At 36.7% G+C, this 17,634-nt stretch carries 11 protein-coding genes and 1 pseudogene; 2 read left to right on the top strand and 10 right to left on the bottom strand.

What is annotated here, in order from left to right; translation table 11 throughout:
* Window positions 1–233: 233 nt before the first annotated feature.
* Window positions 234–611 (bottom strand): response regulator, encoded by a 378-nt coding sequence (locus H6G59_RS25230; protein WP_190720229.1) that lies wholly within the window; start codon window positions 609–611, stop codon window positions 234–236.
* Window positions 612–638: 27 nt separating this feature from the next.
* Window positions 639–4,298, bottom strand: a complete 3,660-nt coding sequence (locus H6G59_RS25225) for a GAF domain-containing protein (protein ID WP_190720226.1) — start codon at window positions 4,296–4,298, stop codon at window positions 639–641.
* Window positions 4,299–4,859: 561 nt separating this feature from the next.
* On the opposite strand from H6G59_RS25225, the gene H6G59_RS25220 reads away from it, so the two are divergent.
* Window positions 4,860–6,725 (top strand): response regulator, encoded by a 1,866-nt coding sequence (locus H6G59_RS25220; RefSeq protein WP_190720214.1) that lies wholly within the window; start codon window positions 4,860–4,862, stop codon window positions 6,723–6,725.
* 149 nt (window positions 6,726–6,874) lie between these two features.
* Here H6G59_RS25220 and H6G59_RS25215 read toward each other — a convergent pair whose 3' ends face one another.
* The 7 genes and pseudogenes from H6G59_RS25215 to H6G59_RS25185 all read right to left on the bottom strand — a co-directional run bounded on the left by H6G59_RS25215 (window position 6,875) and on the right by H6G59_RS25185 (window position 13,672).
* Window positions 6,875–7,255, bottom strand: coding sequence for a response regulator (locus H6G59_RS25215; protein ID WP_190720211.1), 381 nt, complete (start codon window positions 7,253–7,255; stop codon window positions 6,875–6,877).
* A gap of 6 nt (window positions 7,256–7,261) precedes the next feature.
* Entirely contained in the window at window positions 7,262–9,859 is a 2,598-nt protein-coding gene (locus H6G59_RS25210; RefSeq protein WP_190720209.1) for a PAS domain S-box protein, read from the bottom strand.
* A 93-nt stretch (window positions 9,860–9,952) separates the two neighbouring features.
* Window positions 9,953–10,312 (bottom strand): annotated as a pseudogene (locus H6G59_RS25205) (circadian clock KaiB family protein).
* 93 nt (window positions 10,313–10,405) lie between these two features.
* Window positions 10,406–10,714 (bottom strand): circadian clock KaiB family protein, encoded by a 309-nt coding sequence (locus H6G59_RS25200; protein WP_190720206.1) that lies wholly within the window; start codon window positions 10,712–10,714, stop codon window positions 10,406–10,408.
* 257 nt (window positions 10,715–10,971) lie between these two features.
* A complete protein-coding gene (gene kaiC / locus H6G59_RS25195) occupies window positions 10,972–12,678 on the bottom strand; it encodes a circadian clock protein KaiC (RefSeq protein WP_190720203.1) in 1,707 nt (568 codons plus the stop codon).
* Between the two features lie 361 nt (window positions 12,679–13,039).
* Entirely contained in the window at window positions 13,040–13,222 is a 183-nt protein-coding gene (locus tag H6G59_RS25190; RefSeq protein ID WP_190720200.1) for a hypothetical protein, read from the bottom strand.
* A 216-nt stretch (window positions 13,223–13,438) separates the two neighbouring features.
* Complete coding sequence (locus tag H6G59_RS25185) at window positions 13,439–13,672, bottom strand: hypothetical protein (RefSeq protein ID WP_190720197.1); 234 nt, start codon at window positions 13,670–13,672, stop codon at window positions 13,439–13,441.
* Window positions 13,673–13,845: 173 nt separating this feature from the next.
* Here H6G59_RS25185 and H6G59_RS25180 point away from each other — a divergent pair, with 173 nt between their 5' ends.
* Window positions 13,846–15,909, top strand: coding sequence for an NAD(P)/FAD-dependent oxidoreductase (locus H6G59_RS25180; protein ID WP_190720195.1), 2,064 nt, complete (start codon window positions 13,846–13,848; stop codon window positions 15,907–15,909).
* A gap of 6 nt (window positions 15,910–15,915) precedes the next feature.
* On the opposite strand, the gene H6G59_RS25175 is transcribed toward H6G59_RS25180, so the two are convergent.
* Window positions 15,916–17,487 (bottom strand): synaptonemal complex protein 1, encoded by a 1,572-nt coding sequence (locus H6G59_RS25175; protein ID WP_190720191.1) that lies wholly within the window; start codon window positions 17,485–17,487, stop codon window positions 15,916–15,918.
* Window positions 17,488–17,634 lie beyond the last annotated feature (147 nt).

Genomic DNA, 17,634 nt, shown 5'->3' with positions numbered 1-17,634 from the left:
CTTTTGCTGTCATGTCAAGTAAAATTTTTCTCTGCTTCCTGCTGCTTATCTTGTTTCTTTTGTCAAGTTCATACTATACCAAATTAGATGAGCTTACCCTGATTAGAGCATTAATAATTAAACGTAGATAGACGTAGATATAGCTTTCTTCTTTTACAAGACGCTAGCGCGAACCCGCAGGGTATTTTGTACATCACAAGACTAGAAAACTCTATCAGGCTATACATAGAGCATTATTTCCATTGTAGAAGTTCTGTTATTTGTTCTACCAATTTCAAGGGGTCAAATGGTTTGCTAATTACACCTTTAATTCCTAAACTGTTAAAAAGTTTTAAGTCTGAGCTTTGTACTTTAGCAGTCATCAAAATTACTGGAATTTCTTGAGTATTGGGTTCACTTTTTAAATAATTAAATAAAGTTACACCATCCATATCCGGCATCATTACATCTAAAATTATGGCATCTGGTTTTTCAGTTTGAGCTAAAGTAATACCTTCATGAGGACTCTGAGTAGTTAATGTTCCCCAAGTTCCAAATTCTTCTAGGCAAATTGAAATTATCAGAGTCAGATCATATTCATCGTCTATGACTAAAATACGTTTTTTTGTCATTGTTATTTTTATATCCTCTGTTGCTAATTACAAATTGGGTGCTATTTTCTGCTGGGACTGTTTAGGGAGAGAAAAATAAAAAGTGCTACCTTTTCCTAAAACACTTTCGACCCAAATCTTGCCACCATGCTGCTGAATAATTCGACTGCAAATAGCTAAACCTAAACCTGTGCCTCCTTTTTGGCGAGAATCGCTGGCATCTACTTGCTGAAATTTGCCAAAAATGGTTTCTATTTTATTGCTAGGAATTCCCCTACCTTGGTCTTGAATCTTAAATAAATAATTCTCTGGCATTTCTGCAACACTTAGTTTTACTTGAGTATGAGCAGGAGAAAATTTAATGGCATTACTGATTAAGTTGACAAGAACTTGTATGATTCTGTCGGCATCTACCCAAACTTGAGAAGAAATGGCTGAACTTTGCAAATCAATGTGATTTTCTTGTGCTATTGTTTGCATCGAGTCCATAGCTTGATTGATTAAGTTACTGGCATCGCAATATTGTTGATTGAGGATAAATTTGTTATTTTCTAAGCGTTCTAAATCAAGAATGTCATTTAATAATCTGGTTAATCGTTCTGTATCGCTAGTAGCAATTTGTAAGATTTTTTGCATTTTTTCTGGTTGATTTCTGATTGTACTGGCAGTAATTAATCCTAAACATCCACGAATAGAAGTTAATGGCGTTCTCAGTTCATGGCTGACTATAGAAATGAACTCATTTTTCATTTTCTCCATATTTCGAGCATCTGTAATATCTTCTACAGTGCCGACATATCCCATACAATTACTGCTATCAGAAAAAATAGGCACAGCAACTAGCTGACAAATACGAAAGGTTGTATTTTCATGGATGAAACGCAATTCAGTAGAGAGTTGTTGGTATGTGTCAACTCCTGCATTCCATTGGGGTAAAAAAACTGCTAAATCCTCTGGGTGAATAAATTTTTTCCAGCCATCTCCTAGTGATTCTTCGAGGGTAAAGCCACAAATTTCCTGACAGCAAGGATTGCAATAGAGCATTTTTCCTTGAGCATCTGTTTTAAAAATACCAACAGGGGCAAATTCATTGAGAGAACGAAACAAATTTTCGCTGCGTCGCAAGGCTGTTTCAATTTGTTGACGTTGCCGCAGTTCTGTTTCTAGTTGCTGGTATAGTTCTGATTGTTGAATAGCGATCGCTATTTGATTAGCTAACTGCTGAAGTAAATCAATTTCCCCAGGTTGCCACTCAGCACTGCATTTTGTGCGATCGCTACATTGATGGGTGATTAGGAGTCCCCACAGATGACTTTCTTGAATAATCGGCACTACTAACTGGGCTGTAACTTGATTTACTCCTAAATTAGCAGCCCACCAAGGTATTACTTCCTGATTCTGGCAATTATTGAAAATAGTCACTTCTCCGTTGAGATAGTGCTGGTAACACTCTGGAGGAAGAACATCTAGAGCATGAACAGAGTTGATAATACTCAAGGATGGATTACTAACAGCCTCAGCAATAATAGAGGCGCTACTATTCTCAGTGATGCGATAGAATAAAACTCGATCTACTGCCAGCAAATTCCGTACCTGTGTCACAGCAGTATTGAGAATTTCTTCCAGATTCAGAGACTGGCGTATTTGTTGCGTCAGCCTCATAAATATTTGTTCTCGTTCGATTTGTTGTTGCAGTGCCGTTTGGGACTTTTCTAGGTCTAAAGTCCGGTTTTGCACCCTGTTTTCTAAGTCTGCATTCAGTTCTTGGAGTTTAATTTCGGCCAGTTTGCGATCGCTCACTTCTACCATAGTTCCCAAAAATCGCACCGCTTGACCCGCATCGTTTAAGAAAAATTTACCTCTACCTTCAATCCAATGAATACTCCCATCCGGCCAAACCACACGAAATTCCTGATAATAATCTTGCTGCTCCACAAAAGCCTGATTAAGTGCTAAATTTACAAATTGCCAATCTCGTGGATCAACCAAAGATTTTAAAACAATAGCTTCCGGTTCTACTAACCCAAATAACTGATCATGACCAATTGACCAAACAATCCGATCTTGCCGTAAATCCCAATCCCATACTCCCATTTTTGCAGCTTTCAAAGCCAGCATTAATTGTTGATGAATTTTAGAAATCTCCTCAGCTTTTTGTAAAACTATTCCCACAATTATATTTCTTAACTCTTTAGCTACTTCAATTTCACATCGCTGCCAAGGCAAAGATTTTAACTTTACTGTTTCTTGCCACAATTCAAAAGATTTACGTGGGGATAAACGCACAGTACCATCTTCACTTATATCTACTGGTTTATGAGGATTACCTGCCCAATTAACAGTTTGAATCACCTCTGGACGAAACCATAAAATATACTGTTTATATTCCTGAGAAATCATAATTGCCAGCAGACCACTACCAACATTTTTAAAATTTTCTGCTTCTGGGTAAATCTTCGCCAAAGAATCTATTTCATAAAGATAATCACTTACCCCTTGATGAAAAATATCTGCTTCTAAAAATTTACAAATATTGTTAATCTCATTTAATACAGGTGTTTTTCCAATCATAATCACCTTATTTTCATCACAAATGGCTACCCCTTCAGCACCAACTAATGCTAATAATTTACTTCTGTTTTCGCTTAAAACTTCTATCCAATTTTCATTTTTGATAATCTTCGATAAAATATCAGACAAAATTTCTTTCAAAATAATTTTGTAATCTAAATACTCATTTTCTGCTTTCGCTGAAATTTCTAAAGACATCACCCTGCCGAGTAATTCACAAACAGTACGCAATTTATAGGGAACATATTTAGCTGCCGAATAATGATGACAGGCAATTAAACCCCATAATTTTTGCTCGCGGATTAATGAAATAGACATTGAAGCAGTTACACCCATATTTTTCAGATATTCAACGTGTATGGGAGAAACGCTCCTTAAAACACTGCCACTGAGATTTAAAGGTATATCATTAACTGAATTGTCAATATTTATAATTTTTACAGCTTGATAATTTACATCCGGTATGAGACGCAAAGGATTAAGAGTATATAATTGTTTAGCTTGTTTAGGTATATCAGAAGGTGGATAATGTAAACCAAGAAAAGAACTTAAACTTTCTAATTTAGCTTCGGCTATAACTTCACCTGCACCTTCAGAATCAAATTTATAAACCATTACTCTGTCAAAACTTGTTAAATTACGAATTTCTTTAACAATGATTTGGCATAATTCATCCAAATAAGACAATTTTTGCAATTTGCAAATCACAGGTTGTAATAAGCTGTAAAAACTCAAAAAATCACCATTATCATGTTTTGGAGATACAAGTTCTAGCTCAAGAATGATGAATCCATATGATTTATGAATAATCCCGTCGAAGTTCTTTCTGCCTGTTTGAGTATCAATATGTAAATCTAATGGGTTAATTGTTTCAGATAATTCCGCTAAAGATTGTTTGATGAGATGGATTTGCTTACTATTGAATAATATCTTGAGTGTTTTACCTAATATATCCTCACTAGGAATACCAAGAATATCAAAAATATTCTCACTAACTTGAATGATATTTAAATTAGGTGCTTGTAAAACCAAGAGAATACCATGAGGCTGAATTAAGCCAGGAATATGAATAGGTTCTTTATCACAGTTAGTTAAGTCTACTGGTGTTTTTTTTGCTAAAAACTCAGTTTCGATCATAAATGACTCACAAGAGATAATAAAGATAAGTGCTAAAAGAAAGACAACAAAGTATTCTATTTTCTTGAGTATGAAAAGAAAAATTAAAGATTTTATGAAGATTATAAAAATGATAAAAAACTTAACATTTTTGATTCTTCTCAGGGTAGAAGGATATTTTAAATACCATCAATTGATTTATCTGCGTTGATCAGCATCCATCCGCGTACCCTGCGGGAAGCAAGCTACATGAATTTCCCCTACATGGATATATTGCAACTTCACATAGAATTGATATAAAAACCTATGCTTTTAAGCCTGATAGAGGGAAAAATTTGCATATTTCGCTATAAAATTGATATTTTTAAACATAAAAGCCAAGTTTTGAAGTTATTAATCTTTAATCAATACATTTTCTTTCTATTGTAGAAAATATAAACCTAAATCTCATAAAACAGATTAAAAAATATTGTGTAATATGGATTTATTCATCTTGTTTAACATCAATATTTCTGCTATCGCCTAAAAAACATATATTTATTCTAAATTTTCTCAAAAATAACCCATATAACCACAAAAGTTATGAAAATACTATTAGTAGAAGATGACAGCATCACCCGTGAAACAATAGCTAACTTTCTCACCGCTCATGAATACCAAGTTAGTTTAGCTACTGATGGAGAAATGGCGTTAGAATTGCAAGAACAGTGTGAGTATGACTTAATAATATTAGATATTGTCCTGCCTAAATTAGACGGCATCAGTATATGTAAACAATGGCGACATCAAGGCTGTCAGACTCCTATTTTGCTAATTACGGTTAAAAATCAAGTTACAGAAAGAATTATTGGACTTGAAGCAGGAGCAGATGATTACGTTACTAAACCTTTTGATTTAGAAGAATTACTAGCAAGAATTCATGCTTTACTACGCCGCAGTAAATCTTTTATTCCCCAGGAAATAATTTGGGACGGTATTCACTTTGATTCAGCTAGTGGAAGAGTATATTCTGGTAATCAATCTATACATCTCACACCCAAAGAATATTGTTTATTGGAATTATTTCTACTGAACCCTAAACGAATATTTAGCCGTCAAGCTATTTTAGATCGGCTCTGGGATTTTGCTGAAATTCCCGGTGAAGGGACTGTAAGTACCCATATTAAGAGTTTGCGCCAAAAGTTAAAAGCAGTGGGAGCAGAAGATCCAATTGAAACTGTATATGGTCTGGGATATCGCTTAAAAACTCTCAGTGAATCTGAGCAATTCTCACCTCCTACCCAGTCAAATACTGCGAGTGTGCAAACACATACCGAAGAAAACGCCCAAATCATTACATCAAAAGTATGGGAGAAATTTCAAAAATATTACGTAGAGGAAACAAATAAATTATCACAAATTACAGCTACTTTATCAACAATACAACCAGATATAGAACTAAAAAATCAAGCTGAACAGATTGCTCATAAATTAGCTGGAAGTTTGGGAAGTTTGGGTTTTATAAACATATCCGAACAAGCAAAACAATTAGAAATTTTATTGCAACCGACAGTTTTGAATCCTGATGACATCCAGCAAGCAAGGGAACTAAGCACAGCTATACAACAAGAAGTTAGCAAAGTTTCAACTGTTCTAGAACCAAAAACACAAGCAAATACTGAATTTATAGCCTATTCACCATTATTGTTAATTGTAGACGAGGATTTGATGCTGGCCGAGCAAATCCGCATTGAGGTCATGAGTATAACTAGACAAGCTAACACGAATAAATGGACATGGCGGGTAGAAATTGCCACAGATATCAACGTAGCCCGGAAAATGATTACTCAAACCCCACCTGATGTAATTTTATTAGATTTAAACATCTCTGGTAGGGGTGAAGATGGTCGAAATTTCATGCAAGAACTATCAACTCACACACCAAAAATTCCCGTAGTTGCTTTTACAGCCAAAGATACGCTCACAGATAGAGTAGATTTTACTCGTTGGGGTGGATGTTTCTTTGTGAATAAAAACTTACCTATATCGACAGTGTTAGAAGCTGTAAATACTCTAATTCAACCACTATTCCAAAATTACCGATATCGGGTTTTAATTTTAGATAATAAACACAAATTTTTTCACCAATTGTCTAATCTATTAACTAGCTATAAAATTGAAGTATTCATCTGTACTGATGCTCAAAATTTTCTGCAATTATTAAATCGCAATCAGCCAAATTTAGTAATTTTAAATCAACAAATGCCTGGATTTAGTAGCATAGATTTGTGCCGAGTTGTACGAACAGACCCTCAATGGCATAATCTACCAGTGACATTTATCTCAACTAATAGTAAACCTGAGATAATTTCTCAAGCTTATGCCGCAGGTGCAGATGATTATTTTAGTAAATCCATGAATAAGAATGAAATAGCTACAAGAATTTGGCAACGACTACAAAAATGTTAAGTACCCAGGCTGCACATAGTTATTGAAGAAAAAATCTCTGTAAACCTTACCTGTTCCCTGTTCCCTCTCCTAACTATGAAATTTATTTTTCACGACTACTTAATTTTTAAAATTCAGGAGTCATTTTAAGACAACTTATTAATTTTTAGTCAAATTTCCCAACCGAATAAGTCAGCCACTAAATTCACAAGATTCATTGGGTTAAAGGGTTTAGTTAACAAACCTACAACCCCTAACTGAGAAAATCTCTTTTTGTCTTCAGACTGCACTTTTGCAGTCAAAAAAGCGACCGGAATATTTTGAGTCAGAGGATTTACTTGCAATTTTTTGAGTGCCTCAATACCACTCATCTGCGGCATGGAAACATCTAATAAGATACCATCTGGTTTCTCAACTTCAGCTAAATGCAATCCTTCTTTACCTGAACTAGCTAATAAAACTTTCCATCCAGCAATATCTTCTAAGCAACCCTGAATTACAGCTTGAATTGCCTCTTCATCATCAATAACTAGCACCCGTTTCGTAGACATGACTTCTTAAGTATCCTCTTTGTGATTTTCTCGCAGTGGTAATGTAAAGAAAAATGTGCTGCCTTGACCTAATTTGCTCTCTGCCCAAATCTGTCCTTCATGTTGTTGGATAATATTCCGACAAATTGACAAACCCAAACCTGTACCACCTTTTTCTCTGGCATCGCTAGAATCAACTTGTTGAAACCAACCAAATATAGTTTCTAATTTATCTGCTGGAATTCCTTCTCCTTGGTCTTGTACCTGAAACATGACATAGGGTGGACATAGAACATTAAGTAAATAATTATTAGTTAAATGAGCAAATATTTGTGCTTGAGTTTCCTGGCTATCAACTAAGATATTACTAACAGTAATAGTAGTACAAGGTGCAGAAAACTTGATGGCGTTACTCAACAGATTTGTTAAAGTTTGAATAATCGCGTCAGGATTAACCCAAATTTCGATTGAGATAGTATTTATCTGGAAATTTATGTGATTTTTTTCTGCCTCTGGTTGCATGAGATTGACAGAATCTATAATTAATTCAGCTGCATCACAGCTTTGTTTTACCAGAATTGTATTACCAGACTCCAATTTCTGTAACGCTAGAATATCATTCACTAACCTAACTAAACGCGCTGTTTGAGCAGCAGCAATATTAATCATTTGGGTACGCTTGTCAGGATTGTTATCATAAACTTTACCTGCTAATAATCCTAAAGCACCGTTTATTGCTGTTAATGGAGTACGCAATTCATGACTAGCAATAGAGATAAAATCTTTTTTCATTTGTTCAACTGCACGAATTTCAGTTATATCTTCTACAATTCCGATATAACCACTCATTTTCTCCCGCTCTATCAACATTGGGGCTAAATGAATTCGTGCATAATGGATTTGATTATCTTGATGAAAATATTTTACTTCATGACAAAAATTTAACTCACAAAAATCTCTCGGTGCATTATTTAAAATCATCAACCATTCTTTTAATATCTTCTTTCGGTCATCAGCATGGATAAAATTTAACCAATCTTCTCCTATAATTTCTGCCATAGTTAGTCCAGAAAAAATTTGATAATAAGGATTAACATAAATAATTTTTCCTTCTTTATCAGTCAGAAATACACCTATAGGTAAACATTCCGTGAGTGAACGAAACTTGATTTCACTGTTCTTCAGGTCTGCTTCTTTTTGCTTTTGTTTTGTAATATCATTATTCATTTCCAGGATTTTAACAGGTTTACCAGACTCGTCTTTTTGTAGTACCCAACGACTGGAAACAATTACAGAAGTGCCATTTCTATCACTATGAATTAATTCTCCTTCCCAATATCCTAATTTTAGAACTTGAGCTTTAATTTCAGCTAATGGCTGCGGAAATTGGGTTTTTAAAAGTTTGTGAGATACTTTTCCTATGGCTTCGGCTTTTGTCCAACCATACATCTTCTCTCCTCCGTTGTTCCAAAAGGTAATAACTGAGGAGTTGATATCTTTGGTCAAGATTGTATCATGAGCCAAATCCAAAAGTTGAGATTGTTCCAAAAGCTTTTGTTGCTTTTTTTCTATCTCATCTAAGCTAATAAGTAGATGTTTATTCAGTTCAGTTAGTTCAGCAGTGCGTTGTGCAACTCTTATTTCTAATTCCAACTTGGCCTGGTGTATTTCTGCTTCTTGGTGTTTACGTTCTGTAATATCTGTAAGGTTGACAATTGCGCCAATAATTGCTCCAATTGAGTTTAATAAAGGACGAGCATTAAGAAATAAATCAAATTGCTGACCGTCAGAACGTTGAAAATAAACTTCTACTCCATTATAAGTCTGACCCTGTAAAACTGTATTGATATGAAAGCGATGTTCGAGCATTATATCTGGAACATCATTTGGCAGTGATTGGATAATGTTAGCTATAATATTTGAATCTAAATGAGAGAAAAATAAGGATATTAAATTATCAAAATTTTGCCAAAGAGGATTTGTTCCACATAAATTATTAAAAACTTGACTAGCACGAATAATTTTCCCAGTTTCGTCACAAACTACTATAGATTCACCCACTTGTTCTAAAATTGATCTAGCAAATCTCTCTGAAGCTATAATTTGTTCATTTTGGTGTCTTTCGGTTAAATCTGTCACAATAAAGCAAGTAATCTCATAACTATTAATATTCAAGCTATTGGCATTAATGTAAACAGATATTTCTTGTTGATTAATATTGATGAGCGAGAATTCATCTGCTGCTGCTAAATCTTGATCTTTTATTTTCATCAAAGCTTGAAGATTATCAACATCTCGCTCTAAAATAAATCGTTGAAATTTAGACCCTATAATCTTTGATAAAGGAAGCTGAACTAAATTAGCAAATGCTTGATTAGCATATAAAATTCCTCCATCTGATGTCACAATAACTGCTCCTTCATGCATCTGCTCAATTAGCAAACGATAGGTGTAATCTGCACTTTGGAGCGTAAATACTTTTTCACCTTCTGGAGTAGCAATCACAAAAGCGTCAACTGCACCTTGATGTATTGCTTCTAATGTATCTTCAGATGTTTTTAACCTTGTTTGCAGAACTTGAATTTCTCGTAATAATTCTTCGGTTGAATAATTATCTAAATTCATTTTTTAATTTTCCTTTTCATCTGATATGCAGGAAATTGAGGTAACAGGAGGTAAAATATCATAATAAAGGGATATATCAAAAGATTTTCTAGCCTATTCCCTGTTATCGGATGCAATATTTAAACCTATAAGCACATTGACAGTATTCGATAAATCACCAATTATTTTTTTTACTGGTGGAGGTAATTATTTCACTAATGTGGGTACAGCGAATACATTTTCTACCAAAACTAAGCCAGGTTGTTGATAAATGTCAATTACTTCCAACTGATACTTACCAGGTAAATATTTTTCACATATCTGTTTTATATTTTGTAAAGCCTTCAGAGAATTATAATTAGCACCTGCCACATAAAGTCGTAAACAAAAAATTGGGTTTTCTGATTTTGTAATTAGTTGTTTAAATTCAGCACTTAAATCTTCTATATCCTCTTGTCCATTTTGATTATTCATAACTTATTCCCCCCAAACGATGAATATCATATAGAAATTGAGTGTGGTTTCTCATCTAGCCGTGTAGCGTCAGCCATAATTACTAGATGATTGCTAATTTATAACTGGCTTGATTTCTAAACCGACTAATACTTTTTCTTGGTCAGATAAATCACCAATAATTTGCTTGAGAGGAACTGGTAGCTGACGGATTAAAGTGGGAATAGCAAAGATGTTATATTCTCGTGCTAGATGAGGATGTTGCATTAGATCCACTACTTCAATTTGATATTTACCATAAAGATTTTGCTCACATATTTTTGTTAAATTGGCAAATGCAGCCACAGATTTTGGTGTTTGTCCAGCTACATATAGCCGTAATTTCCATATCGCTGATTCGTCTAATATATTGTGTTCTTCCATAAAAGAATTTCCTGAGATTTTTTATTATCATAGTCGAGAAAGAATCTCATACTCATCTTCGCTCTTAAAATTAAATACTTAAAATTAAATAATTTAATTTCTGGAAGTCCCTTACACCACCCTGCGCTATCAGTTTTTAAATTAACGCCTTGTCCGATGTTCTAAAATAGAAACCTTGATCTAATTTTCTAATTATCAAGGGTACTCAGACCTAGAATAGAGTCAGATTTTTTCTGTAACAAAAGTGAAAAAACAGGCTAATCGGCTTTTCGTAATTGAGCTAGTTTTTGGCTATATTGCCTTAAATTCTGACTATTAATAGTTTCTTGTTCTGTAAGAATGCGAAATTCTTCCTGTTCTGCTGCTAATTCTGCCTGTAATGCAGAAATCTGCGTGGAAACTAACTTTTCTTTGTATTCTAATTCGCGTCTTGTTTGCTCTAATAATCGTTGGCGTTGATTGGCTGCTAATTTTTCTTGTGCTTCTTGAATAATTCTAGCACTACCAGTTAAAACATTTCCCTGCCCTAAATATACATCTAGCAGTTCTACACCTTGTTTGGTGATTAAAAATTCCCGTACTTGGTTAGAGTGTTCCATACCGCGAGATTTGAGAAGATTCAAGAGTCGGTTACGTTCTCCGTTGCTTTCTAAAGTGTGTAGGTCAATCCAAGTATCCATAAGGGAAGAAACTCCTATTTCTGTCTGATTAATTAGTCCATGACCAGGAATTAGGTTAGTTAGCAACACTGTTATTTGTTGCGATTTGAGAAAATCAATCAACCGCATAAAAAACATCTTAGTTTGATTGATTGTACCGCTTAATATCAAGTTGCTCATGGGATCTATAACCACGGTAGAAGGTTTAAATTTCTGTATCCAGTGATGTAAATTCACCAGGTGCATTTCTAACCCATAAGCAGTAGGACGAAATGCTTGAAAATTGAGTAACCCCTGTTGTAAATAAGGCTCTAAATCTAAACCGATTGAGCGCATATTCCTAATAATTTGTTGCGGTGCTTCTTCTAAAGCTATGTACAAACACCTTTCTCCTTGACGACAAGTTTCCGCAGCAAAATGGCAAGCTATAGTGCTTTTACCAGTTCCTGCTGTACCTGTAACTAAAACGCTGCTACCCCGGAAGAATCCATTGCCCCCCAGCATACTATCTAAACGCGGAATACCAGAGGAAATACGTTCTGTTGTGACTTGATGTTCTAAGCCAATGGAAGTAATAGGTAAGACAGAAATGCCATCATCAGTAATTAAGAAAGGATATTCGTTAGAACCATGTTGTGAACCTCGATATTTAATAATTTGTAGTCTTCGTGTGGCTAATTCTTCATAAATTCGTTGATCTAATTTAATTACACAGTCAGAAACATATTCTTCTAAACCTTGCCGGGTTAAGGTCTTTTCCCCCTGTTCTCCAGTGATAATGGCTGTTAATCCTTTTTGTTTGAGCCAGTTAAATAAACGACGTAATTCAGCACGGATAATAGCAGCGTTACTTAAACCGACAAATAAGGATTCGATAGTATCTAATACTATTCGTTTGGCTTTGACTGCATCTACCATTAGACCGATGCGAAGAAATAAACCTTCTAAATCATAGCTACCTGCTTCAATAATTTCTTGGGGGTCGATCTGGATGTGGTCAATAGCTAATTGTTTGTCAAGAATTAACTGTTCTAAATCCCACCCCAAAGAAGTAACATTTTGTATGAGTTCTTCGGGGTTTTCTTCAAAACAAATGAATACTCCTGGTTCTCCATACTCGGTTATACCACGGACTAAAAATTCTATTCCCATTAAGGTTTTACCACAGCCAGCAGCACCACAAACTAATGTGGGACGACCTTGAGGTAGTCCACCAGCAGTAATTTCATCTAAGCCTTGAATGCCAGTTGGCGATTTAGGCAAAGATTTCTGATTACTTTTTGTAGTTGTATTTTGTATAACCATAAGCTCTAAATTAACTAAGAAAAATCTACTGAGTTTTATTTCTATTCATGTTTTATTTTTTGCTATGGTAAACAGTGCTAATCGCTAATTGGGTGATGTCCAAACTAACAGCCAAACTTCTAGCTGTGTTCTCTTGGAAATATTATCTCTAAATTTTAAAGATTTTTTGAAGATTGAAACATGATTTAGGTGGTGATGGAGCAATTACAGAAGTAAATGGTGCTATTCAAAATGTAGCGTGATGGTAGATCCTGTGACTTGAATGAAAAAATGGGCTTTTAGCTCACGTTATGGGTCAAAAAAACAGTCAAAGTAGAAAATTCATTTTTCCATGTAATACATGGTAAATTCAGTCTTAAAGTCAGAGCCATAGGTTCTCTACATTCTGCTGCTCCCATTCCTGCAACAGATGGTGTGTGCATCGTTCTCGATAAATATAAACTTTCAAATCTGCATTGTGACTAACCCGCAGCTTTTCCCCTTCTGGCCAAGACATGACTACACTTCTGATAGCAAAAACAGAGTGTAATGTTCCAGATTGCATTGTGCTGCGGAAGGTTTGCTGATTTCTCTAATCGTCTGATATCTGGTAAGTAGATGATACTTTTTATCAATACACTATTTTACTACTTTGTCAATGCGTAACTCCTAACATATTTGAATTTTGTATCCCTTAAGGAGTCCGGAAGCTCTATTTTTAATTTTTAATTCTGCTCTGCGGACTAGTCCATACAGGGTAAAATGCCAAAAGAGAAGAGGATTAAGGAAAACTTTCCCACGCTTGGGCAACCAATGTACTTAGCCAGCGTCTTTGTTGTCTATCTAACATCGGGTCTTCCGCTAACACCTGGGCAGTTAATTCTTCCAAAGATTGACCCTGAGAGCGCACAAGCTTGACTACGCCGGCAATTACCGCCGCTACCAGTTCTTCATCAACTGGCTGTTGTTGAAGTGCAAAAATTTCTTGGGGACTGTCTGGGATAGGATAATTCATGGTATGAGTTTACAGAAGTTCTAAAATGAATAATAAAATTAACAAACTATTAAAATTTCTTAATTTTCTTAATTAAATTTTTTTGATGCAACTGATAGGGCGGAGTCTAGCGCACTTTCTGCCTTTGTTAAATCTGTCGTAGTGAGTAAATCGATGGGAGATGTGAGCGGAATATGAAAGAAGTTCTTTACTTAGAAATTCCTACGACCGATACTGTGGCTGTACGCAGTTGGCTGCAAATAGATTTTGCACCAGGGTATGGAGAAAAATTGTTGACCGTAGACGGTTTTCGCCTGAGAAACCCTGTTGTGTCTGTTGAAGAAAATTTGGCAGATGAACTTTCTGTATTTGTCTGGTCGGTACAGCGCACTACTTATCTCAAGGTCTTCCGTTGGGCTGATAAACCTTTTGCTAATGAGGGACAAATTCTCCAACGCCTAACTACAGGAATTAGAAGCCGCTTTCCCCATAGTTATCCAGAACCACCAGAGATTGATCCTCAAAAATCGATTTTTCTACAGCTAGAACCTTATTATCCCCTAACTGTCAAGTACTTTCAAAAAATGCCCAATGGGGAATATGATCTCCAGCGTGCTTACTGGTGGGAGCAACGTTGGCGAGAAGGGGTGAGAAATCCCCAGCAGCCTCGTCAGGTGGTGTTTTATGAAGGCAACAAGGAAGAAAGAAATCCCCATCTCCAATATGACCTGATTTACATTGGTGGGGCTTTAGGGTCGATTCATGCGGCTGTGATGGCTAAGTTGGGCTATAAAGTCCTGCTGGTGGAAAGATTGCCCTTTGGAAGAATGAATCGAGAATGGAATATTTCCCGTGATGAAATTCAATGTTTGGTAAATTTGGGTTTGCTGACAAATGCTGAATTGGAAACAATTATTGCTAGGGAATACAAAGACGGATTTAATAAGTTTTTTGATGGCAATAATCCCTCTCACCTGAGATCACCAATTTTACACACGCCGAATGTGCTGAATATAGCTTTAGATTCTGAGAAATTGCTGCAAATCTGTGGAGAAAAGCTACAAGCTGCTGGTGGTGATATTTGGGATGAAACGGAATTTATTCGGGCAGATGTCAGTGATACACAAGTTAAGGTTTTAGTCAAGCATTTACCTAGTGGTAATGAAAAGCAAGTGAGTGGCAGATTGTTAGTAGATGCAATGGGTACGGCTTCGCCTATTGCTTGGCAATTAAATGGTGGTAGGGCTTTTGATAGTGTATGTCCGACGGTGGGAGCAGTAATTGAGAAAGGGTTTGAGCCAGGTGTGTGGGATTCTCAGTATGGAGATGTTCTCTACAGTCACGGCGATATCTCTCGCGGTAGACAGTTGATTTGGGAATTGTTTCCCGGAGTTGGGGAAGAACTGACGATTTATTTATTTCATTACCATGAGGTGAATGTGAAAAATCCCGGTTCTTTGTTGGAGATGTATGAGGACTTTTTCACGATTTTGCCAGAGTATCGTCGCTGCGATCTGGACAAATTGGTGTGGAAAAAGCCGACTTTTGGATATATACCGGGGCATTTTAGTGTTAGTAGTAGCGATCGCACAATTGCCTTTGATAGATTAATTGCTATGGGTGATGCTGCCTCACTCCAGTCACCCCTAATCTTTACCGGGTTTGGTTCCCTAGTTCGCAACTTAGAGCGGTTAACAACACTTTTAAACACTGCCCTGAAACATAACTTACTCAGTTTCCGCCACTTAAATCAAATTCGCGCCTACCAAAGTAATGTTTCCGTAACGTGGCTATTTTCCAAAGGAATGATGGTTCCCACAGGCAAATTTATCGCTCCCCAACGGGTAAACTCCATGCTTAATACCTTTTTTGGCTTATTAGCAGACGAACCTCCAGAAGTGGCAGATAATTTCATTAAGGATCGTTGCGATTGGTTGACATTTAACCGTTTAGCAATAAAAGCAGCTACGAAAAATCCAGCCTTGCTGCTGTGGATTTGGCAACTAGCTGGGTTTCGGGATTTAGTCCGCTGGTTGGGTAATTATTTCAACTTCGGTTGTCATGCCTTAGTCAGTGCTGTGCTGAGTAAATGGTTCCCCAAATTCCTGAAATTGAACCAAACTTGGTTAGAATCCCGCTATCCAGCCCTGTGGTTACAGTTGTTAACCATTAATTATGCGATTTCTACCGGCAAACCACTATGGCGTAATCAGGTAGTCCCAGTTAACCCAAAAGCCGTCACTCAAATTAGTCATTGACATTAGTTATTGGTCACTAACTGTTGATTCATGACTATGGGGGCGAAAATTAGGCAATTCTACAGAGGCTAATGATTTGCGTCCTTTGGGTGGACGTTGGGGATAAATCACTGGGGAAGGTGATTTTTGATCTTGCGGATATTCACCCAATGGTTCTGGGAAAAAATTGTGCAAAGGCAATTTTGACGATGTAGAGGGTGAGACTTCTGACCAATAGTCCTCGCTTTCTACAGCATTTGTCTCTTGGTGTCGAGAAGTGGGAGTAACTGGAGGTTCCTGAGTTGGAGAAAACCGCAAATCTTCTGTCGCTAGATTCTCTTCTCTGGTAACTTTTGGTTTTTCACTATTCTCCAAAGTAAATGCTGAGGGTTCCCAGATAGGTGTATCAGCTTGATGACTTTGTACATCATCTACCGACTGGGAGACAAAAAACCTTTGAATCAAACTCTCCAATTGCTGATCTATATTTGAGCCATTAGGAGTAGAAACAGTTTCTGATTGAATTACAGAATTATCAACTGCTGACAAGGCCGCTAGTTGTGTTGGTGTCAGGGTGTATTCCTCATCTAAGCTATGCTCAGAAGATGGGGAAGTGGGAGCAGAATCATTGTTTTCCTGTGAGCATGGTGTTGAAGGTTCTGCCCAGGAATTATCTATATTTTGGTGTAGCCCGTTGCAGAAACCACCCATAATATCTGCTTCTGCTGACCAAGGTTTAATGGGCTGTGCATTAGGAAATAAAGACCGCGCTTTTCTAGAGAATCTTGTCTGTCCACCAGTTACGCCTTGTGGCTGATGGGCTGTATCCTCTAAAGTGTCATAGTTAGGGACAGATGTATCTAAACATTTTTCTAACGCGGCTTTAAATTGCAAAGTTTGGCGTTGTTGGCGCATAAGTCTACTTTGCAATTCTCGACAAGTATTTTCTGAGTGGGATAACTGCTGAGACTTTTCATTGTAGTTAGTTTGTAGCAATGAACATTCGCGCTCTAATTGAGCTAGGCGTTGTTGACTAATTTGTAATTGTGCTTTGTGGGTGTCGATAAAAATTTCCTGACGTTGAACAGTTTGTACAGCAGCTTCTAACTGTTGAAAGAGAGACTGAATTTGCTCTTGGGCGGCTGCAAGTTCCTGAGTTTGTTGATTTAGCATCGAATCGGTGACGCTGGAGCGCTTTTTTTGCCATTGCAAAATCTTTTCTGCTTCAGCTAATTCTTGTTTTAACTGCTCTACTTGACTGTACAAATCACCGTTAGCTGTAGTTAACTCCTCATTCAATCCTAGTAACTTTTGAAATTCCGAGTCTACAAGTGCTTGTTGATCACTGTCAGGTTCTGCTACCCAGTCCTGTGGGATATTATCGTTCAAGTCTTCTACAACGGTGGTGTCATTTTGCTGTGGGTGCAGCCCGTCGTCAACATCTGCGGCTGGGTTCAGGAGTGGTAAATTAGTCACGGCCATATTTTCATAATGCACAACTGAGTAAAAGGGACAACTCGCCTGCTCCGATTGTGGCGAATTTACAGAATCTAGGGGTTCAATCACAGTGCCGTTGTTTGAGGTGTCAGCTATTTTCATCACTCTTGACCCACCTGCTTAAAAGTATTCAGCTATGCTAGTGTCAGCATTGCTGTTCAACTGCGTTCCATTGCTTGAGGGACTGCCGTCAGCAATCAAAATTTCCTCTAGAAGCCAAGTTTAACTCTCGTTTAGCATGAGTGACTA

The sequence above is a fragment of the Anabaena lutea FACHB-196 genome (genome assembly GCF_014698305.1).
GTDB lineage: Bacteria > Cyanobacteriota > Cyanobacteriia > Cyanobacteriales > Nostocaceae > Anabaena > Anabaena lutea.
This window is presented reverse-complemented; position numbering and strand designations above follow the sequence as displayed.